Origin of the sequence: Occallatibacter gabretensis (assembly GCF_001449115.1) — a bacterium.
GTDB lineage: Bacteria > Acidobacteriota > Terriglobia > Terriglobales > Acidobacteriaceae > Telmatobacter > Telmatobacter gabretensis.
Genome location: NZ_LAIJ01000007.1, coordinates 261204 through 287825 on the forward strand (window position 1 = coordinate 261204; position 26622 = coordinate 287825).

Sequence of the window (26622 nt, forward strand, 5' to 3'; positions counted from 1 at the left end):
TAACAGCGGGCGAGGGTCTCCGATTGATAAAGACGGAGGACGAGTGGACGCAGTTGTAGCGTGCTTGCCACTAAGGGAAAGCGCTGAGAGCTGAAGATGCTTCTCTCATTACCAGCTGCTCATGCAGGCAGGGTGAACTTGCATTCACCTGCATCCTCTAATTTGGGCGCATCGCTCTACACGAGCGGGCTCTCGTTTTTGCGGAGCTTCGGATTCATGCGTTGGCGCTGGTTAGTTGACCGTCAATTGCAACGTGGAGGTCTGTGAGACTGAGCCAGAGGTTGCGGTTACAGTCAGCGTATAGTTCTGCGAAGACGGCGGCGGAGTGGATGAGTTGTCGCCGCCGCCACCGCAGCCTGTCAGTATTCCAGCGAGCGCAACCGCCGCAATGGCGAACATCATGATGCGGGCTGTGCCGTTGCGCCGCCATGTGCGCCGCAGACCCATCATCGGCAGCAGAACCAGTCCGAGCCCCACGGGAAGGGGAATGCCCCTGAAGGGTGGTGGGGAGATGGCAGCCGAGCTGGATGGCACCTTGATTGAGAGCGTGACATTGGTAGCGCCGGAGCCCGCTGCAATTGTAGTCGGCGAGAAGGTTGCTGTAGCTCCTGCAGGCAAGCCTGTGACAGCGAAGCTAACTGCCTGCGGAAATGTCTCGTCGGGAGGCGGAGTTGCGGCGAGGGTGTAGGTCGCAGTTCCGCCGGGCGAGGCCGTTGCCGAGGAACTGGAGCCGGAGGGTGGCGCGAGAGTAAAGCTTGAGATGACCGATTCGCTCACCGCGGTGCTGGTGAGGGTTGTATAGTTCGCATCGCCGGCGTAGACGGCGGTGATGGAATGTGATCCTACGGAGAGTGATGAGGTGGTATAGGTTGCTGAGCCGGCGCTTACGGTACCAGTCCCGAGAAGTGTAGCGCCGTCGTAGAACGAAACAGTGCCCGTTGGGGATGCACCCGAACCGGAGGCGGTGACTTTGGCCGTGAAGGTGACGGAAGTTGCGGGGTAGATCTCGGCTGTCGATGTGCTCAACGCAACCGCAGGCGTAGCTTGCGACACGACAAGAGCGCCGTTGACCTTAGCCACGGTGTAGTCGGCGAGGTTTGTGCCTGTCACCGAGGGCGTGATCGTGTAGCTTCCTGGAGTGCTTGCTGGCGTGGCTGTTGTTGTGCCGGAGACGGTGAAGGTGTCTCCATTGACTGCACCGGTCGCGGTCCCGGTGAGTGCGGGATTGGCTGCGCCGTAGACGCGAGATGCGTTAGCAGCGGTGACGGTGAGTGCGGCCTGCGATACGGTCAAAGTGCCATTTACCTTCGTCACGGTGTAATTGGCGATGTTCGTGCCAGTAGCGGACGGCGTGATCGTATACGTACCCGGCGTGCTTGTTGCGGCAGCGGTTGTGGTACCAGAAACGGTGAACGTATCTCCATTGACTGCGCCGGTCGCGGTTCCGGTGAATGCGGGATTGGCTGCGCCGTAGGCGCGGGATGTGTTTGATGCGGTGACAGTGAGTATTACGGGACGGACTGTCTGAGTGATCATGCCACTAGACGACGCGGTAAACATATTGTCCCCCGCATAGTTTGCAACAATTGCGTCTACGCCTGCCGGCAATGTTGACAGCGTGAGCGAGGCCACGCCCGAAGCAAGCTTTGCCGTGCCGAGGGTGACGCCCCCCATTGAGAACGTGACAGGCTCTCCATTGGTGCCGACAGGGCTCAGTGTTGCGGTCAGTGTCACGGATTGGCCGTAATTTGTTGGATTCGATGTCCCGGTTGTCGTGAGCGAAAGTGTTGTTGTCTGCTTTGGAAGACCCACCGGTACTGGAGCGGATGTACTGCTACTGAAAAATGAGTTACCACTGTATTGGACAACCAGTGATTGATCTCCCGCCGGCAGCAAAATTGGATTTGTTTCGAACGCTGTTGTAAAAGAGTAGGCGTTCAGAAGTGCAGTAACCGTATGCGATGAATTGTTCGCACTGGCTACGTCCATCATTCCATCGCCATTCCAATCTCCAACTACTACCGAGACGGGAGCGTTGCCGTTGCCTATGCTCACTGTAACGAGGGAAGCGGCGCTTTCAATGGGAAATGCGCCACTTCCGTTGTTGGGCAATACGATAACGGAGTTTGAGGACGAAGCTGCTATCGCCAGGTCTGCATGGCCCAAGCCAACCAGATTTCCGGCTACTACAGATTCCGGGTAGGATTGGCCGAGCTGAGTGACGACCTGTGCCTGAAAAGTTCCGTCACCATTCCCTAATAAGACAGAGAGACTGCTGTTGCTGGAGAGGTTGATGACTGCGAGATCGATGCGGCTATCAGCATTCAAATCGGCTGCAGCAATGGAGACCGGCCCGGCACCTACGGTATAGGAGACGATTGACTGGAAGGTTCCATCTCCTTTGCCGAGGAGAACGCCCACTGTGCCATCAATATTGTTGGCTATGGCGAGATCTGTATAGCCGTCGCCGTTGAAGTCCGCCACGGCCACCGCGTCGGGGCTGTTGCCAGTAGCGAATGTCTGCTGCGCCTGGAAGGTCCCATCACCGTTGCCTATAAGTATGGAGACGGTGTTGTCCTTTTCGTTTGTAACTGCCAGGTCCAGGATGCCGTCTCCATTGAAATCACCCACGGCAATCGCGGCTGGCCCGGTTCCTACGGTATAGACCGTCTGCGCCTGGAATGTCCCATCGCCGTTACCCAGCAGAATCGATACTGTGCCGTCGGAGAAGTTGGCGATCGCAATGTCCGGGTTGCCGTCGTTGTTGAAGTCTCCCGCAGTCACGACAAACGCGCCATTCCCAGTACTGTAAGTTGCCTGTGCCTTGAAGGTTCCATCACCGTTACCGAGCAATACGCTCACATTATTGTCGCCGGAGTTGGCCGTTACCAGGTCGGGGAATCCGTCGTGATTGAAATCCGCAGTGGCGATGGAGAAGGGCTTGCTGCCAGTTGCCGATTGTGTTTCCAAAGTGAAACCCAGTGCTGAAGAAACCGAGGGAAGACCAATCGCGGCCGAGGTTGTGGGTACCGGGCCGGTATACAAGGTGTAATTGGAGTAGGTCTGGTCCTGCACCGTTACAGTGCCTGTTAATGGACCCGCAGCTGGCGACGCGGTTGCCTGTATGGTGAACCACACATTGCCTGGATCTGTCAGGTTAGGGAAAGAGGCCTGGACTGCAGACGCATACATCCCTGTAGCCGTGAGCACGGACGGGGCAGAAATACCGGGCGCCAGACTATTTGTACCTGCAAAATATGCTTGCAGCGAATGCGACCCGATTCCCGGCCGAACTATCAAAGAGGCGGTTCCCGAACTGGTCAACTGCGCTGTGCCCAGTTCAGGCGTTCCATTGCAAGCTGCGGTTGGCGATATAGATGCGTCGCAGAAGACCACCGTACCGTGCATAACCGAAGCGCCGCCAGAAGTGACCGTGGCGGTGAGCGTGACCGGCGTGCCGGATGTAACGGATGTGGCCGGAGAGCCCGCGCTGGTGACTCCTAACGATACGGCGGTTGCCTGAGCGGTTTGAGCCACCGTGTGGGAGACGGTATTTGAAGCTGCGTTGAGATTGTTCGCATCTCCCAGATAGGTTGACGTGAGGGAGCTGGAACCAAGCGGCAGCATGGAGGCGCGGAATATTGCCGTGCCTCCGGAGAGGGTTGCGGAACCAATCATCTGTCCTCCGCTGTAAAACCCGATGGACTCGCCGTTGGTTGTTCCGTAGTAGCCACTGAGGGTTGCCGTCAGAGCAACCGTCTGTCCGGGTAGGGTGGCTCCCAATGGGCTGGCGCTCAGAGTGATAGTGGGTTGAGCCTGCGTTGCGGTGATTGAAACCGATGGGTTAGAGGCGTATGTGAAATCGAGGTCACCTGAATAGATAGCGGTGAAACTATGTGGGCCGAGGGACAGCGGTGGAGATGCGAGCGTGGCTACTCCGCCGGAGAGCATACTTGTGCCTATTAGCGTGGTGCCACTTATGATGTCGCCGTCATAGAAAGAAATTGTCTCGCCGTTTGTGGTGAAGCTCAGGTAAGAATAAGGATTCAATGTGGCGGTCAGTGTGGGTGTCTGGCCGGCCACAAGGCCAGAACTGGGAGTCAAAGTCAACGAAAGCACCGTCTGTTCCCGGTTGTCAATGGTAATCGGCCCACTGACACTTGGAGCGAAGTTACTGTCGCCGGAGTAGCTGGCTACTATGGCATGCGATCCGTAGGTGAGAGTGGGCGAAATTGAAGCCGTGCTTTGCTGCCATGCAGTTAACCCGACAATATCAAGAACCTGTGTGTCACTGGTTATTGCCAAATCGGACATCCCATCTAAGTTGAAGTCCGCAGCCGCCATAAAAGAGATACCAGCATTTGGCCATTGTGTGGTGTAGGAAGCCGGAAAAGTGCCGTCCCCTTTGCCCGTATACAAGGTTGCCGCTGTGGAAGAGGCGTTTTCCCCGGCTATTCCTACCAGATCCGGAATTCCATCGCCATTGAAATCTCCGATGGCCATATCAGAAAATTGGACAGTCTGATTCGGAGCAGCTGCTTGCGTAAAGGTTCCATTCCCAACACCTTGGAATATAAATATGGCCGGACCGGAGAACGGCGCGGTGAGGATTGCCAGATCGGAGATTCCATCGCCGTTGAAATCGGCGACAGCGACATTGGAAGGATAGCCGCCGAGGGTAATTGGGGTGACTGCCGTGAACGTGCCGTCTCCGTTGCCCTGCAAAATATTCGCCAAATTTGGCGCATCGATAATTGCTTCTTCCGGTGGTGTGGCAGGTAAATAGACAAGGTCCGGAATGCCATCGCCATTGAAATCGCCGATAGCAAGCGCGGTGCGTGAAGCCGGACCGTAACTACTGAGAGTTAAGGACCCCTGCGAAAAGGTTCCATCCCCTTTACCAAGAAAAACTGCAACGCCACCTGCCTGGTTGAGAACGCCATCTACGTAGTAGTCGTTATTAACCGTAATCGCCAGATCGGGGATACCGTCGTTGTTAAAGTCTGCTATGACAGGAGCGCCTGGGTAAGGTTGATAAGCACTTGTCGGAGCATCGAGGGTAGCGCCGGCCGTGAATGTTCCGTCCCCATTCCCCAGCAGGATCATTATCTGTGATGTACCATTGGGCCCACTTACATAGACGGCCAGATCGGGAACGCCATCGCCGTTGAAATCACCGGCGGCCATCTCCTCGGGGTTAGACAATCCTGAAGCGGCTGCGAGCTGCGTAAAACTGCCGTCGCCATTTCCAAGATAGACAGTTATCGCGCCGACTCCCGATATCGCGATGTCCGGAATGCCATCTCGATTAAAGTCAGCGATTGCAAAGGATGATTCATAGGACACCGTATAGGGAGTTGCAGGCCCAAGATTGGCGGAAGTCACAAATGACATTGACGCCGAGGAAGAACTGAGCGGTGCTGTGCCGAGCACGGCGTTGCCATTGCTCTTGTCCAGGAAGGAGACTGTCCCTCCTGGTCCCTGGCTGAAGCCGGTGTCTATGACTGTGCTGGATAGCGTTGGGTTTGCTGTCGATCCAGACCAGGAAAGGGTAGTTGAAGTGGGAGGAAGCCCGGTGACGCCGAGCGGCGAGGCCGAGGAGCTGCTTGTGGCATTTGTTTTGGTGCCCACGAACACGGCTTTGTAGCTATGATTCCCCCCTGTTGGGCGGAGAACAACCTTTGCTGTGCCAGCGGAGGTGAGTTGCGCCGTGCCGACGATGTGGAAGTCTTCGCAATAAGTTACTGTGGCGTCGCAGAACTTTACCACGCCCTGCATGACGGGAGCTGAGCCGGCTATGACTGTGGCCGTGAGCGTGACCGGCGTGCTGGACGCAACCGACGTGACGGCGGTGCCGCCATTGGTGATGGCTAGCGTGGTAGTGGTCGCTGTCTGGGCGACGGCCGGAATGGTCGCAGCGAGGCAGCTGAGCAGCAGACATTGCGCGGCTCTATGCAAGGAAGTTAACAAGCGGCTGGAAACTTTATGGTCTTTCTGGGGCAAGGATACGCTCTTCATATAATCCTCCCGAACGCATGTGCGAGGCTCGGTTGGGGCTGGATTTTCTTGTTATGGTTGCTGGTTCAATAGGAAAATTCGAGTGATAGGAGCCTGCGGGCCAAGTATAGCCTGCGGAGCGGACGCGCTTCGATCATTTCAAACGAGATCATAGTTTCCGGAAACGGCCAGATGAGCGGAGTTGAATCCCTGCAGGAGCAGGAAAAGCGAAAGCCCGCTGATTCAGCGGGCTTTCGGCCTTTGTCAGGATGGACCTTATCGGAGAAAATCAGGTTCATTGACTTAGGCGTCGCGCTTTTAAGCTCGATTCTCCATATCAGCTTTTGGACCCTTCGGCGACATGCGACAGGCGTATGGCTACCGAATTTCCGGGCGAGAGACGTATTTCCTGCTCAAATTTGATCTGCAGTATTTCTCCGCTTAATTCGCTCTGAATCTTCGACAAGCGGCTTGAGGCCGAACCTGGAACGACAGAGGCCGACAGAATCGCCACGCCGGTTGCATTCTTGAGCTGAATCTGTCGTAACGGAATTTCTCCGTGAAGAACTTCGAGATGAATTTCCTGCACGGAGCCCTTCACTGATTGGGTATAAGTTCCCCACCCCGAGCCGGCGGCAAAGAAGCAGCGGAAGCTCTCCTGATTGATCCGCGGTGTGAAGGTGAGAGATTGCTCAATGGCTGAATACCGGAAGCCGGAGAGAGCGAGCAGAACAGCGTAACTGGCCATCGCACGCGAGTAGTGGTTACCCCATTCGATCTGGTTCCACGGGTTACGCCGCACGCCGTCGTAGCGATCGCTCACCGCCTTGGCGACGGCGAGCCCCTCTTCAAGCAGTCCACGATAGATCAGGTCGGCGGCAACCTGGTATTCGACTCCTGTCCAGACCTCATCGGAGTAGACAAACGGAAGTGCAGGACGGCCGCCGTCAGGCCAGGAACAGAGCACCAATCCATTTTCGTCATTGATGGCGTAGATGCGCTGAGTATTGGCATGAGTCCAGAAGGTGTGCATGAAGTTATTGCGATATACCGACTGAAGTGCTGAGCGTACATGATCCTTCGGCAGGCCTATATCCAAACCGAGGACGTCCGCAAAATACTGACCCAGCATTTGATCTGAGAGGCATCCCGCGCCGAACTGATACTTCAACTGGCCGTTGTCAACTACGCGCTCTTTCCAGTTGGCCTGATCGTAGGGCGGCATGGGCTTGATGTCGCTGACCGGAGTCGTCTTCTGGATATAGAACCGGCCATTCCACATGGTTTCGAAGTTCTTGACGCCCGATGCCCAGACGCTGTGATAGCGGGCGGCAACGTCGTTTTCGCCAAGCGCCGACGCCATCTTTTCACCAGCCCTGAGCGCGCCCAGATAGAGCGTGGTCATCATTGGGTTGGCGCCGAAGAATTCAATGTCATAGGTGTTGTGCTGTTCGCCTTCCATCACGCCATCTTTGTCCGCGTCCCAAAACTTCCAGGCAAACTCCAGGGCACGCTTCGCGTTAGGCCACATCTTCTTCAGGAACTCGGTGTCACCCGAGAGCTGCCACTCGCGATAGAGCTTCATGATGCAGCCCATCTGACCGTCGGCGGCGGGACGGAAATCCCACTGCTCGATGCCCAGCGGCACCATGGCGCGAAAGGCCAGGCTGTCGTCGCTGCGCATTTCGTATTGAAAGTCGGTGACGCGCATGAAACGCTCCAACTCGGGGAAGAGGAAGGCCACTACCTGCTCGTAGTTCCATACGTGCGAACAGTTCATCCATCCGTTGTGTTGATCATCGCCACATCCCTCGAAGCCGAAGAATTGTTTGCCTTCGAGAAGGATGCATGTATTGGTGCGCATGATCGAGGCTTGACTTGAGACAGCTTCAATCACGTACGGCGGAAGGGTGCTGGAAGTGAGGGACTCCGCGAAGGATCGGGTCTTGCTTTCCAATTCCTGCAGGCGGCTGGCGGTGTGGCTTGCAACTTCCCAGGCACTCTTGAAGCGAGTGCCATAGTAGTTCGTCAGCTTCTTGCCCTTCATCTTCGCGTTGTCGTCGTGCCAGTAGTTTTCACGCACGGGAAAATACCAGGCCAGCACGAAGGTGATCGTTGTCGACTCTCCGGGAGCCAGGTGCGCGTGAGGAGCAAGGGTTGCATAGTCCGATTTGCCGTCGTCGGTTGGTTTCGCCGGCGAGGGGTCTTTCAATGTGCCGTCGGCTGAAAATTGGTCGACCCACTTTTGATATGTATCCCACCATGCGCCGCTGCCCCAGGTTGTCCTCGCAGTGACTGAGGGATGGGTGGTCAGCAACGCGAGCGACCCAGACCGGGGATCTCCTGCAGCATACTTGCCTGAAGTCATCTCGAGGCCGGTAACTCGCGTGCCTGCGCCGGCATCCTCTTTCAGGGTTGTCAGATTTTTACCGAAGCCGGGGAAACTGGAGTCTTCGAGAAATGCCTTGCCGTCATAGCCCACAGGGTTCATCAGCGAGAATGCCAGTGCGAAGTTCACCGGCTTTTGCGTCCGATTCGTCACGCGATATTTGAAGATCACCACAGGCAGGCTGGAATCGTCAACGTTGAGGGGAATGAAGGGATTGAAGGCTTCCAGTTCAACGGTTACCGGGAGCGAGCTATCTTCAAAATCGATGTGAGCGATGGGATAGGTTCCGCTGAACCTGGCACCACGAAAGTGCGGTAGCCCTTGTCCTGACTCCCGTTTATATCCATTCCAGCCGCGGAATGGAGGAAGCGGCGGCCCCTCCACCACTCTCATGCTGCTATTGCCACCCTCGGACTTGGCCCACAGGGCTACAAAGCTGAACGGCAGGATTCGTCCCTTTGCAGGACGGTTGAAGATCTCCAAGTCGCGGAGTTGTCCCTGCCCTCCAAGGGAGATCGTCCCGGTGCCAATTCCTCCAAGCGGAAATGCGACCTCCGCCGCCTGTGCGCCAGAGAGAACTTTGGCGGACGATTTTCCGGTAAGCAGCTCGGAACGTGAATAAGGAACGAGCGATCCTGCCTTCGATTGAAAGGATGAAGGGCGCTCCGGCTCCGAGGCTTGCGCCCCTGGAAGTGCGGCGGCGCCCAAGGCTGCCGCAGACGATGCGAGGAGAAACTTTCTACGATTGATATTCTCTTTGTTCCACATAAATCCCCCTGAACTTCATCTACGGCTTGCCTTGTCAATCAGTCCTAGTTTGCGATCATTTTCGTAACGTTCTATTTCGGAAGAGAAATTTGAGCATGGGGCCATTCGCCTGTCAAGGAGTTTTTCAGAACGCGCTGGGGATAATTCTGAAGTGATTGAATTATCTTCCATTATTTTCATGCATTTAATGAGCAAACTAGGCACTCCATGCAGAGGATTAATGGGGATTTAGAAAGCTTCAAGGTAAGCTTCCCAATCTCTTGTTTTCAATCTATATCAGATCATAATCATAACGATGCAAGTGTCGACGTAAACGCCCATACCGAGACCATCTCGGTTTGTTTCGGGAGGATGCTGATTGAAGATTGAGTTCCCTGGACCGTTGGACAATTCAAGCGGGGCGGACCACAGATAAGCGGGAGCGGTAGGCCACTCGCGGTTACGAAACCGCCGCTAACCTTCGCAGGGTGGGAAGGACCTCAGTGAGATGGCACGAATAGGGTTCTTTGTTGCCCAATGCGTAATAGAGGCTCTTGAAGCAGCCGAAGAGTTCATCGTATACAGGCAGCGCCGCGGACTGCGGCTCGTAAATCCTGCAGGGAGGGCATAACGCCTGCTGCGCCTCTTCGAGTGAGGCAAAGATTCCAGCCGTGAGGAACGCGAACGCCGCGGCGCCGGTTCCGGTCACGTCTCCAACTGGGGTGACCACCGGGGTGTTCAGGACATTCGCATAGATCTGGTTAAGAAGTTCATTCTTGCGGGGAATGCCGCCGCCATTGATGACGCGTGCCACCGGTACACCATAGCTCTGCATGTGTTCAAGAATGATGCGCGTGTGGAAGGCAGTTCCTTCAATCGCCGCGAAGAATTCATCCTCCGGCCCGTGAGTCAGATTCCATCCCAGGGTGACTCCACCCAAGGAAGGATTTACCAGGATTGTCCTATCTCCATTGTCCCAGGCAAGGCGAAGGAGTCCGGTCTGCCCCGCGCGGTAGTGTTTCACCTGTTCACTTAACTGCTCCACGCTCCTATCTGCGCGACGGGCGATCGCGTCAAAGATATCGCCTGTAGCTGAAAGCCCGGCTTCAATTCCGGTGTAAGCAGGATGTACCGAGCCGGGCACAACTCCACAAACGCCTGGCACCAAAGTCGCTGCATCACTCATTCCGATGATGCATGTCGATGTGCCGATCACGTTGACAACATCTCCCAGCCTGATTCCCGCGGCTACAGCGTCCCAGTGCGCATCGAGAGCGCCCATACCAACAGGAATTCCCGTCGAGAGTCCCAGTCGCCTGGCCCACTCTGCGCTTAATGTGCCCGCCGGCACGCCTGCCTTGCGATATTTTCCCAGCGTGATTGCGGCGCGAATGCCTTCGAACAAGGGATCGACGGAGACAAAGAATTCCTCAGGCGGAAGTCCGCCGAGCGCTGCGTTCCACATCCACTTGTGGCCCATTGCGCAAACGCTGCGCGGCAGCTCGTCCAGGCGCTTGATGCCGCACAATTCGGCAGCAATCATGTCGCAGTGCTCCAGAGCAGTTGCGAACTGGCTGCGCTTATCAGGGTTGTGCCGCAGCCAATGAAGGACTTTTGCGAAACCCCACTCCGAGGAATAGACGCCGCCGCACCAGTCGATGGCTTCAAGGCCGTAGCTGTGTGCAGCCTGAGTAATCTCCGCGGCTTCACGCCAGGAGCGATGATCGCACCATAGGTAATAGTCGTCGAGCGGCCGGAGCTGCTCGTCGACCATTACGACACTCGACCCGGTTGTGTCGATGGCGATTGCAGCAATGGACAGACCGTTGATGCCGCCTGCAGCGAGTGCGGCAGCGGTCGCTTCGCACAGCGCTCGCAGATGATCCGCGTGCGCCTGCGTAGCGAAGTCCGGATCTTCTTTCTTCCGCTTCAGTGGATATGGCGCTGTTCCCGAGCTCAGTCTGCCCGCCTGATGATCGAAGACTGAAACGCGCACGTTGAGCGTGCCGAAGTCGACACCAAGCACGAGGCTCATTTCGTTGCGCCGCCGCAGAGATAGACATCCAATCCAAGCTCGCGGAAGGCTACTGCCTTTGCCATCAATGCCTCATCGGCGGACTGTGCATTGTCGCCGTATGCCACTTGAATGTGATTCGACTTGTGCCGTCCCATCAACTGGTCGCGCGTCACGCCATGCAAAACCGCGTTCATCATTGGCCATTGCGGGGTCGTGATCTGCCATCTGCGCTCCACTTCTTCTTTCGGCAATTCCACGACGGTCGCTCTTCCCATGTCGGCCTTGATTTTGTTGTCCTCAACATACACACGGCTCCATACAATCTCGCCTGGCTTGCTGATTCCTTTCAAGGTGCCGCCGCCCAGAGGGAAATACATGGGTGGCTGGCGTTCGCTTGTAGCGCCCTTGTAGCCGTCAACGAAGTGCTCCGGCGGCGCGGCGCCAGAAATCTCAAGCACCCACACGAATTGCCCGTCGTACTCTTCTCCAAAGCGAATGTCATGCAGGGTTGTTTCCGGTGCAAGCCCAAGCTGACGCCACACGCGATTGGTAACAAGCGCGTCAACGCCGGCGCACTCGTCCACTTCATTAAAGTGGGGCAGCGCCTGGCCTTCATACAACACGCGACCATTTCCCTCCGCCGTCACCGGAGGCCGATCTACGTTGTTCAGCAATCCCTCAACAAGATCAGAGGCCGGAGTCAGATCTTTCAAACCCTGCTGATACTGGATTCCGATCGCATCGCACCCAAAGTTGTCTGCAATCCGCAGCGCCGCAATGTACATCTGGCATTGTTCCAGAATCTGCGCATCTGTCAGTTCGGTAGCGGAGTCAGATCCGGTAGAAAACTTCATGCCGCGCGCATCCAGCCACGACCGAACCGACTGCGCAAGCTCAACAGGCACCTTGCGCATGCCGGCGTAAAGCGCCGACTGGCTCATGCGCTCTTTGAAGAAGCCGATCGCATGGAGCAGTTCATCGGGAATGATGGCGTTGTACATTCCCATGCATCCCTCGTCAAAGACGCCAAGGATTGCCTTCCTCTTAGCAAAATCTTCCGCTACAGAACGGCCAACGCGTTCTGCGCTGTCCGGCACCGGCGATGCATGCAGAGGCTTCACATGGGAGGAATCGTGAATGACGCGACCGCCATTGAGCCAGGCCTTCAGCCGGTCGAGGAAGTACGCGTCGGTAAAATCCTCACTCCAGAGGGTGTCATATTTCACTCCAGCCTTCGTCAGGCCGCCGTTCAGGTTCAGCATTCCAACCAGGCCGGGCCATTGCCCACTCCAGTTAGCCGCGGTGAGAATGGGGCCGCGATGGTATATCAGGCCGCCAAGTACATGATGGCTGTATTGCCACACCGCCTCGATCACGATGACCGGGGCTTCGGAAGGAATCTGCTGAAAAATCTCCAATCCATACCGCTGGCTATCAATAAACCCGTGCCCTTTTTCGGGGATCACCGGATGTGCACGCTCGACCTTAAAACCCAACTGGTGAATGGCCTGCGTAAGTGCGGCCTCAGCTGCCTGTTGCGCGGGCCAGCACTTTTGGTTGGCCGACGGCCGCAGATCACCGCTGGCGACCATGAAGATGGACGAAGACATTAGGGCCTGCCCCTCTCTAAAGCGAAGTCAGTGTACCGCAGGCTCTTGCACTGTGCAATAGAAACGTTACGATTTTGGATTCAGCGCATATTTCAGGGCGATTTTTGTCACGTTGGCTCGGTGTCGATCTCTCGGAACGGGAGCGGATCCGGCTATTCGACGCTGCTTATCGACGGGCTGTTGAATTCCTGATGCGCAGTTCCGCCGGGATCAGCATATGCGTTGGAGCGGTGTCATCAGTGGGGGGATTCTGGATGAGCTGATGGAGCAGTTCAAAGGATTTTCTGCCGATGTCACCTGTAAGTTGAGCAACGGCGGTCAGCCCGGGACTGAAGTGCATGTTCCACAAATAGTCGTCGAAGCCGAGCACGCTTAAGTCTTTTGGAATCGAGATGTTTCTTTCTTCAACAGCCTGAAGCACTCCCAGCAGGAGCTTGTTGTTACTGGCCAGGATTGCCGTGGGGGGAGTGGGCAAACCGAGCAGGCGATGACCGGCTTCAACGCCATCTTCCACCTGTACATTCCCTGCAATCAGGTACTCGTCCAGGATGGGTAGATGTGCCTCCTGCATTGCCTTGCGAAACCCCTCCAAACGATCGTGGTGGGGCGACAGTCCCATGTGGCCCGCCAGCATTCCAATGCGTTTGTGACCAAGCCCTAGCAGGTGTTCCGCGGCCAATTGCCCTGCCGCTACATTGTCTGTGCAAACGCTATAGACTGCCCTCGAAGGCGGTAAACGATCAATAAATATAACCGGAATATTGCGCCTTGCAATCTGCTCGGTCGCTCTTGAATTCACACAGCAGGCCAGGATGACGCCGTCAACACGGCGGGAAAAGAGTGCTGTAAGATGCCTCTCTTCGATGGCTCGATCTTCACTCGAATCACATAGCAACACGGAATACCCGGCAGCTTGCGCCGCCACTTCCACTCCGCGAATGACCTCGGGGTAAAAGGCGTTGGTAATGTCGGGAACAATGACCCCTATAGCGTTGGAGCGACCGGTCTTAAGGCTGCGCGCAATGGCATCAGGCTGATAGTCCAGCGCCGACATCGCCGCCAAAACTCGCTCTTTGCGTTTCGGACTGACAACAACCGACTCGTTGATGACGGCGGAGACAGTCGAAGTGGAAACACCAGCGAGGCGCGCCACGTCTCGCATTGTGTATTTTGCCCTTTCGGCCATTCTGACTGGTTTCCAACCCCTTCGATTTCAACAAGTATCGTGAACGATTCCAGTATTACCTATAACGTTCCAATTGCAAAGCGCCCCCATCACCGGGGCGTGACTCACTGTTCAGTTCCTTCCCTGCCAGCATTGCTTCCAAAATTCACTGGACTATCGATCATCCTGGCGGAAAAAGCCGTTTTTGGGCGGAGTGTCGGGCGAGTTCGCTAGGCAATCCCAATATTATCGTAACGTTTCGCTTGACAGCTGGGTACGGGCCGATTTAGAAAGAATCCCGACGTTTAACCGTGAAATCTGAAGTTCTGAGACAGGCTTGGATCATGAGGACCGGCATGACGTTATGGAAATCAGATTTGATTTTGGTGGCTGGCTTTTCGCAGGGACTTCCAAAGGTTTCAGGAGAGGTCAGCCAGAGTCAAATTGCGCACCTGTAAGGACTTTTCCCTCTTCTAAGGCTGCCATATGGAGAAACGATGACACGAATGCGCGATTTTGCATTACTCGGGGTATTGCTTGCACTGCCAGCCTCGACTTTGGCCCAGACCACGCAATATGATGGCCTCACTACCAGCCTCAGCAATATCTACCGGACGTCGGACGCGCATACCTATTCCATCAGCCCTGAGAATCTCACCGGGGAAAAAGGTAAAGGCGGCATAGCGACCGAGGGCACCGGCCGTAGCGCGGCTCGTGACCTGGGGCAGGGCTGGAAGATCAGCCCGTCGATCAATGTGAATGCAGGCCAGACCATTACACTGGCTGATATTGATGGATCGGGACAGGTCCAGCACATCTGGATGACGCCCACCGGCAACTGGCGCCTTTCCATCTTCCGCATATACTGGGACGGCGAGACCGAACCATCGGTTGAAGTTCCGGTCGGCGACTTTTTCGCTATGGGATGGAACAAATATGCGCCGATCTCGTCTTTGGCCATCTGCGTCAACCCGGGGAGCTCCTTCAATTCCTATTGGCCGATGCCGTTCCGGAAAAAGGCGCGCATTACACTCGAAAACCTCGACGACAAGCCTATGGTGATCTACTACCAGATTGACTACACCAAGGCTGCCGTACCTGCGGATGCAGCTTACTTCCATGCCCAGTTCAGGCGCGTAAATCCTGTTCCCTACAAACAGGTCTATACGATTCTTGACGGCGTGGAGGGCAAAGGCCAGTACGTGGGCACGTATCTTGCGTTGGGCACGCACAACAACGGCTGGTGGGGCGAAGGCGAGATCAAGTTCTACATGGATGGTGACACCCAGTTCCCCACGATTAACGGTACGGGCACAGAAGACTATTTCAACGGCTCATACGATTTCGAGAACCCAGTCACGCACCAGTACGACACTTTTACGTCGCCCTACTCAGGCCTGGCTCAGGTTATTAAGCCTGATGGTTTATATGAGTCCCAGCAGCGTTTCGGAATGTACCGGTGGCATATCCCTGATCCGATACGCTTCGATCATGACCTGCACGTGACCATCCAGGATTTAGGCTGGCAGAGCGCCGGCCGTTATCTGCCGCTCATGGACGATATCTCTTCGGTCGCGTACTGGTACCAGACTGAGCCGCACAAGCCTTTTCCGAAATTACCCGCCAGAGATTTGCTGCAGCCGAACTGACGAACTTCTCATCTTCGCTCCGCCGGCGCAACATGCGGCACAACAGATTTTTGCAAATGAGGGAATGTAATGGTTAGGAAGCTATTCGTTCTAGTGGCAATTCTCACTATGACAACTCTAACGAGGGCAGCCGTGAGTGTTGAAAAAGTAGAGTACAAAGGTTGGGCGAATTGCTACAAGATCAGTAATGGTGAAGTCGAACTGATTGTCACCGGCGACGTGGGACCGCGGATCATCCGCTTCGCATTCATCGGCGGCGAGAACATCTTCAAAGAGTACCCCGACCAGATGGGCAAAACGGGAGAGGCTGCCTTCCAGCTCCGCGGCGGCGACCGCGTTTGGAAAGCGCCCGAAGATCCCATCGCAACCTGGGCGCCAGACAATGTGCCAGTCACGATTGAGGTCACGCCGAATGGTGTTGTTGCGCGCGAACCTGTAGAACCACTCACCGGACTCCAGAAGGAGATTGCTGTCAGCCTCGCTCCAACGGGAAGCAATGTCACCGTCTATCACCGCATCACCAATCACTCTCTATTTCCGCTTGAGTTCTCGCCCTGGGCGCTGACCATGATGGCGCAGGGCGGAATGGTTATCAGCGGATTTCCGCCGCGCGGCCACCATCCTCAAAACCTCGAAGCAACAAACCCCTTGACCATGTGGGCTTATACCAATCTCGCTGACCCACGCTGGAAATTTACGCGCAAATACCTCACCCTGCGTCAGGATCCAAACAACAACGAGGCGCAGAAGCTGGGCATGTTCAACCAGGACACCTGGGCAGCTTACCTGCGTAAGGGCGAAGTGTTCGTGAAGCGCGGCACGGCCGATCCTTCAAAACAGTATCCCGATTTTGGATGCTCGTTTGAGACCTTCACCAACAATGAATTCCTCGAAATTGAAACTCTAGGCCCGCTCACGAAGCTGGCTCCAGGAAAGACCGTTGAGCTGGTCGAGCACTGGGGGCTTTTCCGCAACGTGAAATTGGATGCGATAACCGACGACGATCTGGATCGTGCCATCCTTCCGCTGGTTCGGCAGGTACCGGCAGTATAAGAACAACCGAGAGTTGTATCGTCTGAACACGACTTTCGGGACAACGCTGCCCTATAAAGGTGCTGATGCCATGCAAACTTTTCAAAGCAATCGACCGGACTCACAATCCGCGGATCCGAATCATAAGCCGCGGATGTTTCCTGTCGATCACCGGCTCCTGTTCGCGCTGGTCATTGTGCTGTTCTTTCTTTGGGGAATGTCGAACAACCTTACTGACATTCTGGTGCAGCAATTCAAGAAATCCTTTGAGCTGACGCAGCTGACTGCTCAGCTTGTGCAGACGGCAAATTTCCTCGGCTACCTGTGCATGGCTATTCCCGCCGCGCTGTTCATGCGGTCCCGGGGTTACAAGGCGGGTATGGTAGCGGGCTTGTCCGTTTTTGGTCTGGGAATGATTCTCTTCTTTCCGGCAGCCGTTATGGGGCAATATCTGCCTTTTCTACTGGCCTTGTTTGTCGTCGGCTGCGGCGCATCCATCCTTGAAACTGCCGCCAATCCCTTCATGGCGCAATTCGGGCCCGCCGAAACATCCGAGAGAAGACTGAACTTTGCGCAGTCGTTTAACCCTCCCGGCACCATCACCGGCGTCATTCTCGGCGCAAGCTTCATCTTCTCGGGCGTTGAACTAAAGCAGCCGCAGATTGATGCAATGCGCCAGGCGGGCACTTACTCCGGATATCTGCATCATGAATTGATGCGCGTAGTTCCGACTTACGTTGCCCTTGGCGCCACTGTCCTCATCTTTGCGCTGATTCTCTCGCGCATGGAATTCCCCACAATTCGAAGCGAGCATGAGAACACAACGGAAGATCACGGCTCGTTCCGCGCGCTGCTGCATTATCCGCAGTTGTGGCTGGCTGTGGTTGCGAACTTTGCCAATGTTGGCGCACAGGTTGCGACATGGAGCAGCCTGATTCCGTATATGAAGCAGTTCACCGGAGTGAGCGAGCGTACAGCCGCCGGTTACCTTACTGCGACTCTTGTGGCTATGGCTTTGGGCCGCTTCTTCAGCACACAACTGATGAAGTATGTGGATGCAAGGAACCTGCTATCAATTTACGCGATAACCAATGTTGCGTTGCTGGGATTTGCAGCCGCCGTTCCCGGAATGCACGGCGCTTATGCCATTGTGATAAGCAGCTTCTTCCTTTCGATTATGTTTCCGACCATCTTCGCCCTCGGCCTCAAGGGCCTTGGGCCCAACACCAAACTCGCCGGATCATTCCTGGTAATGGCCGTAGCGGGCGGCGCTGTTTTTCCGCCGATCCAGGGATATATCGCTCGTCAGACGGGCAGCATTGCAATCGGTTACGTGATACCGCTGTTCGGATACGTGGTTGTTTTTCTGTACGGCCTGATTGTGCGCCGCAAAGGTGTAACTGCCACAGCGGTTCAGCACGGATGAGCATCGCGCAGCATAGCTAACCGCAAATACATACGAAAGATGCAGGAGGTGCATCGGTGAAAGTTCGAAACTCCACTGCATTCATTTGCTTGGCAGTAGTAGCAGGATCGCTCACACACGCCCAGAAACTGACTGGTACCGCGATTCAGATCGAGGCGGCCACGACGGGCGCGCCACGAGAAGTCTTGTCCGTCAAGATCAATGGCGAGTGGCAACCGGTGCTTTCGGCCGCATCGCTGGTACACATAGTGACTAGCGCCGGTGCTGAAACCTGCCCTATCTCCAAGGCTGAGTTGACTGATGGCACTCTGGTGTTCAGCGGCACATGCAGCGCAGGCTCCTTTGTTCAGCATGTCACGCTGACGGCTGAGCACGACGTCGTCGATGTGTCCACGAGGCTCCAGCTCAATAAGGGCGCATCCGTGCGCTCCATGGAAGATCGCTACGACTTTTTGCCTCCACGGCATACATCGATCGACGAGCACACCGGTCCTCTCGATTTTGTGTGGTCCCAGGACATCAAAAGTGAAGCCGATGATTTGATACCGACCAACAGCTTCAAGTCTCCGGTCCTGATCATGCAGCAAGGCGATCTCTTTGCCGCGCTGTTGCCGCGTGTCAATGTGCATCACGCTGAAACGCGTGCTATGGATCTCGACGTGACATCGAACGACAAGCCCTGGATGTCTTATGGCGCAATTCCAAGCCAGCCGCATGGTCACAGCTACTTTCGTCGCGCGTCCAACGAGACGGTTCACAGCATTGATAACGGCCTCGATAACACCGTGAACTACGACTATTCGCTTGTGATCTCGGAGCAACCACCGCGGTTGGGATACCGCAGAGTTGTGCGCTTGCTGTGGGAGCGGCTGGGACATCCCGCGCTAATGGTTTCATCGGACGAACAGCAGAACGCGGTGCACCACGAACTGAGCTCGTTTGCAAGCTGGAGAGACCGGGCATGGAAGACCGATGCTGACCGCCTCTATGCCGGCTTTACCTGCGACGGCAAACAATGTGGCACGCTATCAAGCGATCGCAATTTAAAAGGCGAGTGGGACAAGCCGCAAACCGATGCCTGGTTCAATCCATGGTTCCAGACTCTGCGAACCGCGTATGGATGGTACATACATGGACGCGACACGAATGACACAGCAATGATGGCCAAGGCCGAGAGCGTTTTGAACCTCGCCCTCTCTTCACCGCGCAATGGCGGAGCCTTCTCAACCATCTATATGGTCGCAGACAAGAAATGGATACCCAGCGATGGTTGGGCGAGTTACGACGACAGCTATCACGCATTTGCAATGTCATGGACGGCCTATTGGATGTTGCGATGGGCCGAGGACCTGACCCCTGGACGCAAAGCCGAAGTTCTTGCCTTCGTTAAGCCCTATGCAGAGTTCCTGCTCACACACCAGGAGCCATCCGGGGTCATTCCTTCCTGGTATTACGCATCGACCCTTGTACCCCGCAAGGAGTTTCGCGATTTCAATGCGGAAACAACCGCATCGGCGCTGCTTCTTGCCACTCTAGGAGAGATCACAGGCGATCAGCGCTATATTGTTGGCGCAGAGCACGGCATGAGCTTCATCGAGCGTGAAGTGCTGCCGCGCCAGCGATGGTTCGACTATGAGACCTATCTCTCGTGCGCGCGCAAGGATTACAGCTTCTTCGATGCATGGACTGCGCAGTATCCGCAGAACAACATGGCTGAAATTCAGGCCCCGGTTACAATGCTCACCCTCTATCGTTTGACGCACAAGCCGGAGTACCTCGAGAGCGGCACAAAGATGCTCGATTATCTTCTGCTCACCCAGCAAGTGTGGAACAATCCCCTGTATACCCCCATGCTGCTGGGCGGTTTTACCACACAGAACACTGACCAGGAATGGAGTGACGCGCGCCAGGGTTATGCAGCCATCGTATTGGCCGACTACTACGACGTGACGGGTAATTTCGAATATCTCGAGCGCGCAATCACCGCGGCGCGATCTACCTTTGCCGTCGCACCCTCTGAGAATTGGGCGCATGTTGGCTATCCTGATGAACCCGGAGGTATATCGAGCTTCCATTGGGGCACCGGCAGTGCAATGACCTCAGTGGAGCTCCTCTCGCCCAAATTTGGCGATGCCTTCATTGATCTGCATTCGAAACGTGGCGTCGGTTTTGACCAGTGCACCGTTACCGATGTCGAGGTCAAAGGAGACAGCATCTCATTCCGCATCGCCTCTTCCGCGCGTGAGAGGCAATTCCTTGTCAAGTTCCGCGGCATTGATTCAATACACCAGTACCGAATCGTCTGGAATGGGAATGTAATCGACAAAGTAGCAGGGAGTGAGCTCTTAAAGAATGGGCAGCTCGTGGGGCCTCTTAAATAAGTCTGCCCCAACTTTTTTGCCTGATCAGGGCAGGCGCTGCCCATGCGGATGCCTCCCACTAAAAATGAGCAGATGGAATAAGCTCTGAAGTTGTAACAGTGGGTGATCGTATGAGTTGCGTCAGGAGAATGGGCTGCGTGGCCTTCATGGCTGCCATTTCAAGTATGGCGATATGGGCTACTCAGATTAACCAAACACAAAATCTCGAATCGATCCTGACCGCCGCAAAAGACGCTCAGGCGAGAAGCGATTTCTCTGCGGCTGCTGGATATTATCGGCAAGCTGTCAAAATAAGCCCCAACATAGCGGAGTTATGGGCCAACCTTGGGCTCATGGACGATCTGGCAGGAAATTCTGCCGAGGCAGTCACGAGTTTTACCCAGGCGGCTCATCTCAATGGATCCATGTATGTGCCTCAACTTTTTCTGGGGATCGAGTATCTGAAGCTGAATCGTGCTGAAACTGCAATTCCCTTTTTGCAAAAAGCAGAACAACTCAATCCACAAGATCCGCAAGCTCCGCTGGCATTAGGCCGAGCGTTAGCGATTGCCGGCAAGGGAGATCATGCAGGCGATGCATATTCAAGAGCCGTGAACCTGGCGCCAGACGACGGGAACGCGTGGCTCGGACTTGGTATGGCTGACTTGCAGCAATCCAGCGCTGATGATCGCTTGATGGCTGAAACTTACAAGGAATCGGTTTACACCAAACTACGCGCTGGAGAGACATTTGCGGAACAGGGCAAGCTTACTCAAGCTGCTGGAGCCTACACATCTGTGTTGACGGCCAAATCGCTCTTCCCTCCTTGTGTCCATGCCGGCTACGGCATCGTGCTGTTGCGGCAACAAGAGGTTGATAAAGCTCATGCGGAATTCGACAAGGAATTAACGCTCAATCCGAGTTGCAGTCTGGCCAGACTTGGCCTTGTCGCCGTACGCGTGGCGCAGGGGAATACCGACGGCGCATTGAAGGACCTGGTAGCTCTTTGGCATGCAGATCGAGGTTTTCTGCAGGAAAATTTGCCGCTGCTGCGCGATGGGCTCACAGAAAACCAACGCGACCAGCTTTTGCGCATGGCTGAAGATCTGCAAGCGCATGAAGTCGTCCCCCCCACCGAATCCGGGAATACACCTCATACTGAGTCGAAGTCGGAGACGACTCCACAGCTCTCGAAGGAAACAGAGGCATTTTACCTGTCTGGCCAGTACCAGAAATGCAGTGAGGGCCTGCGGCCCCGGTTGAGCGTTTTGCCCGCGCCCTCTCTCTTGCTTTTGACTCAATGCGCCTTCTACACAGGCGATTACAAAACCGCTTCATCAGCAGCACGAAGGCTTAAATCGACACCTGCAACACGTGTGAATGGGCTTTACTGGGAGAGCAAAGCGAATCAGAGACTGGCCGTTGCCGCGTTAACTCGCGCTGGCGAAACCGGCTCGAATTCTCCGCAGCTGCACGTTCTCCTGGGCGATGTCTATCGTCAAAAACAGCTCTGGGACGATGCTGAGAATGAGTATCGAAAAGCACTCGCTCTGGAAGCACAGAATCAGAGCGCGAGCCTGGGTTTAGCCATGGCGCTGTTTTCAGAAGGAAAGAACGATGAAGCGCTGGCTATCGATAAAGCGTTACTGGCAGAAACGCCAGATTATCCTGAAGAAAATCTTTTAGCCGCTGAAATATTGGTGCGCAACGGCCACTTTACTTACGCTGAAACCTATCTCAAAAAGATCCATGACACGGGACAGAAGTCCATGCCTCGCGTGCACACCCTGTTGGGTGAAATTTACGCCGGGACAGATCGGCTTCCTCAAGCCCTCTCTGAGCTCAAGTTGGCCCAGTCCGCCGATGATGATGGCAGTATTCACTACCAGCTCGGTCGCGTTTATCAGAAACTGGGTGATAAGGAAAAGGCTGCAGAAGCTTTTCGAGTCTCACAACAGCTGCGTGAACAGTCTGATGATCGCCTAGATCTCCCTCCACAATAAGCCTTAATAATTCACCTCAACTTGAGATGCGAACTGATGCTGCGCTATGTCGTACCGCATCGTGTCATGTAAATGGCTTTCCTTCCTGGGGATCAGACCGACGAACAACTCCTTCCCGAGTGCAGCTCTGCCCGGTACATTGTAAAGCTCAGAGGGCGCCGCGTATGCGGCGCCCTCTGAGCTTTTCCTTCCCGTGATTTCGTCTCCGTGTCAGAAGACGAGCCTCAAGCCAAGTTGCAGAGTTCTCGGACTATTCTGTTGGCCGTTAATCTGCCCAAAGGTTGAATCGTTGATCGTAGTATCCGGCGGAGCGAATTGAACGCGATTGAAGGTGTTGAAAGACTCTGCGCGGAACTCCATTTTTATCGTGTCATGAATGTCAAATTTCTTGAACAGTGACATATTCCAATCGTCCACTCCTGGCTGATACAGGTCTGGCATGAGCCGGGGTGCATTTCCGAATGTGAAAGGCGCGTTGTAGGAGAACTGGCTGGTGTCAAAGTATTTGTCGAGGCGCCCCGTCACAGATCCATGAAGAGTTGCATTCCTCCCGCTCCAATTAGGCCGCTGCTGACCCTCAAAGGTTCCGCTGCTATTTCCTCCATACATTTCCATTGGAGTTCCGCTTTGGAATGTCGTTAGGCCGTTGGTCTGCCAACCACCAACGATAGCATTAACAATTCCGCCCTTGTTCAAGAGGGGCTTACCCTTACCCAGGGGAAGCTCATAGATGTAGGACACTACGAGAGTTTGGGGAACATTGTAACCAGCCAGTGACCGCTCTGATTTCGGGTTCCAGTAATTCTGCGGAAGCCCTATCTGGAACGAAGACCCCGAGAACCCGCCCCAGTTCGGAGAAGGTATTACGTTATCGATCAACTTGCTCCATGTGTAAGATCCCGACACTGAGAAACCATTGGCCAGACGCCGCGTTACCGTCAAAAACAGCGCATGGTAACTTGACTCACCATAGGTGGCAAGGGCGCTGTTGACATCGGTAAATTGTGGATAGGGCCGCAAAGATTGTCCCAGAGTGATCGTAGGTGTTGCCAACGGTCCTGAGGTGATGACTCCGTAATAGGGATTCGGAACCTGGTTATTCAGCGCCGACCCCATGCTGAGGTACTTGGGATTTAGCTGGTCATAATCCCAGGTTCCAACAAGATGTGTACCCCTGGACCCCGAGTAAGCGATCTCAACGGCGGTCTTACCCGGCAACACTCGCTGGACGTTGAAGTTCCATGCTTGCAGGTACGGCTGCTTGTAATTGCGATCGACAAAGGTCAGTGGTGAGCCGAGGTTAGTCAAAAGACCGGCTGAGCTGCCGGATGCCTGGCAGAACTGGCCGCCCGGGAATGGATTCGAGTAGGTTGCGTACGGCGTCAGGCCGTTATCCAAAGTAGTAGGAGAATTTGTCGAACAGAAGAACCCGTTTTGGGGCATTGCGCTATTTGAGGTCGAGCCACCATTTCGTCCGTTCCCCCAGCTATTGCCATAGAAGATGCCATAGCCGGCGCGCAGTACCGTCTGAGTCCCGAGAGCATAAGTCAATCCGAGACGAGGTGCAAAATCCTTTTTGGTGCTGGTCCACTGACCGCTTGGAATGCCATTCACGCCGGGAAATTCCAGGCCTCCGGTGACGACCGTACCGTTCGGGAGGTTTGACGTATCGGTGAAGTCAAAATTTGACATCTCGTTATGAGCCTCTCTTCGAGGATCTTCATGGTCCCAGCGCAAGCCCAAGGTTGCTGTCAGATTGCGCGAAAGTTTGATGTCATCTTCCCCGTAAAAGCCGAAGTACGGCTGGGTGTAATGGCCGACGATTTCGGTTACGTTTTGCTCGCCCGAGCTCATTGTGCCAAGAAGGAACGAAGCAAATCCGAAGCCCGATGTGGCGCTCCCCTCAAGTGGATTGGGACCTTGCGTAAAGCTGAGGTTCGACGAATAAGCTCCAGTCGAATTGTCGATGGTGTTCATGTGGTATCTTCCCTTGGCCACGGTTCCACCAAATTTCACCGTGTGCTTTGACCACATCTTCGTCATATTGGCTTCGCTTTCGTAGCGATCCGTCACATCGTTCTCGTTATAGTAGTTGCCCAGGCAGGACATTTCTCCCGGACAAACCGACGGAATACCTAAAGTAATACTGTTCGCTGCCAGGTAGCTAGGAAAGCCAAGTTGGCTTGGGTCAAACCCATTCGACAAGCCTTGTGACGCGTAGAACCAGCGTGTCCAGGAAAAATGGAATTCTCCAAAGAAGGTGGGTGAGAACGTCTGAATAATTTTTGCCAGAGCATACGGATGATGCTGAGGCTTGGTAACGTAGCCTGGGCTTGCAATATTGCTCATGCCGAATGTTGCGGGAACAACCCAGGGCGAGAGGTTCTCAAGAGAGAACCGGCCCATGAGCGTGGTCTTGGAACCCAATTGGTAGTCTCCCCGGCCGGAAAAGTTGTTTACACTTTGCTGGTTTGACCCGCTGAAGAAGAAGTTGTTGAGATCAGTGCCGGGACTGCCTGGTTGATTCGGCTCGGGGAAAAATTTAGTCAGGTTCGCCGCTACCGTGTCGATCAGTCCTGCAGGAATCTGGTTGTTGGGAAACGCCGTGCGCATGTATTGACCAGGATTACTGGGATCCGCCACGGTGGACCACGGGTTGTAAATCGTTATCGGTTGCCCTGAGCCGTTTGTAAGTTGGGAGAAATCGCCGCTCCGTTCGAGATCTGTCGGGACGCTGGTAGTTACCACGTCAGGAGTTTTCTGTCTCAGCCCTTCGTAAGCAAAGAAGAAGAACAGACGTTTCTTAAGGATAGGGCCGCCAAGGGTTCCTCCAAACTGGTTATAGCGGAGCACTGGACGCGGAGACCCTGCCCTGTTGGAGAAGAAGTCGTTCGCGGAGAAATCATCGTTCCGCAGATATTCAAACAGGCTGCCGTGAAATTGGTTGGTGCCTGTCTTGGTGGCAATATTCACGATGCCGCCTGCGCTGTTGCCAGTTTCAGCGCCGAAATTACTTGTCTCAACACGATATTCCTGCACCTCTTCCACCTGGGGGGTGTACTCGGGGCCGTTAAAGGCAAGATTCGTGTCGTTGCCTCCGTCCAGGGTGAATTTGCTTTGATCTGGACGCGAGCCATTGATGGAAAAGAATTGATAGTGACTTTCCAGCACAGGATTGTCTGTTGTTTGCCTTGTAGAAATAACACCAGGCTCCAGAACCATGAGGGAGTTTGAATTGCGACCGAGCATGGGAAGATTTTCGACTTGGGCCGGCTCGACCACGCCACCAATCGCGTCACTTGAGACGTCGAGGAGGGGCGTGGAATCTGAGACGGTGACAGTTTCAACGTTCCCGCCCACGTGCAAATCAAAGTTCAACGTCGCGGTCTGCCCTACCTCCAGCACCACGCCGGTTCGGCTAATGGAAGTAAATCCCGTAGCGCTTATGTCGACCTTGTAAGATCCGGGTTTCAGAAATGTCACAGTGTAGACGCCAAGAGTGTTCGTCTTTGCTGTCTGTGTAATGCCGGTATCCACACTTGTGACAACTACGCTGGCCCCTGCCACCGCAGCGTTCTGCGCATCAACAATAGCGCCGGTGATTTGTGCTGTCGTCTGCGCATGTAATTGTCTGACCGCACAGCTGAACAGCAATACGGTAACTAGGACAAATTGCGTCACTTTCCGCATCATGCATTCCTCCCAAAGATTTTGTTGCTCTACAACGTTGCGGTCGCGGCCCGTTTCAAAAAGGCCATGGTTGAAGTTAGGTCATCCTCGAAGCTGCTTTTGATCGATAGATTGCCCACGGGATCCGTAGCTGAATCGATTAACAAGAAGAGTGAAAAGCCGGATAAAGGGCTTCGGGAAGGCTCATTTTCAGACCATGAAGAAACGTCGTTGAGGTTGATGAAGTTCTGCAGATAGCTGAAATTCGCATCAGATCTCACGAATTGACGGCAAGACCGCGGAACAACGAGATGATGTTTTCGAGATCTTGACGATTTCGGAAACGGTTGATTTGGGCCCGATTTGTGGGCACGTTTACGACTACCGTCACTAGAACGCCGGTAATCGGAAGAAGAGTGGAGATGGAAGTGGTCGGCACTCATGATTCGTGCCGATGCGCGACTCTCACTGAAGCCCTCGTGCCACTCTGCCCGCTCAAGAGGACATACTCTGCGGGCCTTGCACGCCTGGTGTCGCAGGGCAGCGTCGAAATCCTTT

The 26622-nt window shown here is 54.9% G+C and carries 11 protein-coding genes; 5 read left to right on the forward strand and 6 right to left on the reverse strand.

The features are described from left to right. Nucleotides 1–231 precede the first annotated feature (231 nt). The 5 genes from VO84_RS05910 to VO84_RS05935 all read right to left on the reverse strand — a co-directional run bounded on the left by VO84_RS05910 (nt 232) and on the right by VO84_RS05935 (nt 13946). Nucleotides 232–6018, reverse strand: a complete 5787-nt coding sequence (locus VO84_RS05910) for a beta strand repeat-containing protein (protein ID WP_058186384.1) — start codon at nt 6016–6018, stop codon at nt 232–234. A gap of 316 nt (nt 6019–6334) precedes the next feature. Further along, a complete protein-coding gene (locus VO84_RS05920; protein ID WP_058186387.1) occupies nt 6335–9154 on the reverse strand; it encodes a GH116 family glycosyl-hydrolase in 2820 nt (939 codons plus the stop codon). A gap of 439 nt (nt 9155–9593) precedes the next feature. Continuing rightward, nucleotides 9594–11168 (reverse strand): ribulokinase, encoded by a 1575-nt coding sequence (locus VO84_RS05925; RefSeq protein ID WP_058186389.1) that lies wholly within the window; start codon nt 11166–11168, stop codon nt 9594–9596. Beyond that, a complete protein-coding gene (locus tag VO84_RS05930; RefSeq protein WP_058186391.1) occupies nt 11165–12760 on the reverse strand; it encodes a fucose isomerase in 1596 nt (531 codons plus the stop codon). Before VO84_RS05930 ends, VO84_RS05925 begins: the two co-directional genes overlap by 4 nt. A 166-nt stretch (nt 12761–12926) precedes the next feature. Then, entirely contained in the window at nt 12927–13946 is a 1020-nt protein-coding gene (locus tag VO84_RS05935; RefSeq protein WP_058186393.1) for a LacI family DNA-binding transcriptional regulator, read from the reverse strand. A 476-nt stretch (nt 13947–14422) separates the two neighbouring features. On the opposite strand from VO84_RS05935, the gene VO84_RS05940 reads away from it, so the two are divergent. From VO84_RS05940 to VO84_RS05960, 5 genes are all read left to right on the forward strand, one after another. After that, nucleotides 14423–15574, forward strand: coding sequence for a glycoside hydrolase family 172 protein (locus VO84_RS05940; protein ID WP_197413914.1), 1152 nt, complete (start codon nt 14423–14425; stop codon nt 15572–15574). Between the two features lie 132 nt (nt 15575–15706). After that, nucleotides 15707–16627 (forward strand): hypothetical protein, encoded by a 921-nt coding sequence (locus tag VO84_RS05945; protein WP_197413915.1) that lies wholly within the window; start codon nt 15707–15709, stop codon nt 16625–16627. 70 nt (nt 16628–16697) lie between these two features. Next, a complete protein-coding gene (fucP, locus tag VO84_RS05950; RefSeq protein WP_058186537.1) occupies nt 16698–18032 on the forward strand; it encodes an L-fucose:H+ symporter permease in 1335 nt (444 codons plus the stop codon). Nucleotides 18033–18088: 56 nt separating this feature from the next. Then, nucleotides 18089–20413 (forward strand): glycoside hydrolase family 88 protein, encoded by a 2325-nt coding sequence (locus VO84_RS05955; RefSeq protein ID WP_058186400.1) that lies wholly within the window; start codon nt 18089–18091, stop codon nt 20411–20413. Nucleotides 20414–20559: 146 nt separating this feature from the next. Then, the gene (locus VO84_RS05960) at nt 20560–22395 is read left to right on the forward strand and encodes a tetratricopeptide repeat protein (protein ID WP_231737804.1); all 1836 of its coding nucleotides are present in this window, start codon (nt 20560–20562) and stop codon (nt 22393–22395) included. Nucleotides 22396–22605: 210 nt separating this feature from the next. Here VO84_RS05960 and VO84_RS05965 read toward each other — a convergent pair whose 3' ends face one another. Next, a complete protein-coding gene (locus VO84_RS05965) occupies nt 22606–26088 on the reverse strand; it encodes a TonB-dependent receptor (RefSeq protein ID WP_058186404.1) in 3483 nt (1160 codons plus the stop codon). Between the last annotated feature and the right edge of the window lie 534 nt (nt 26089–26622).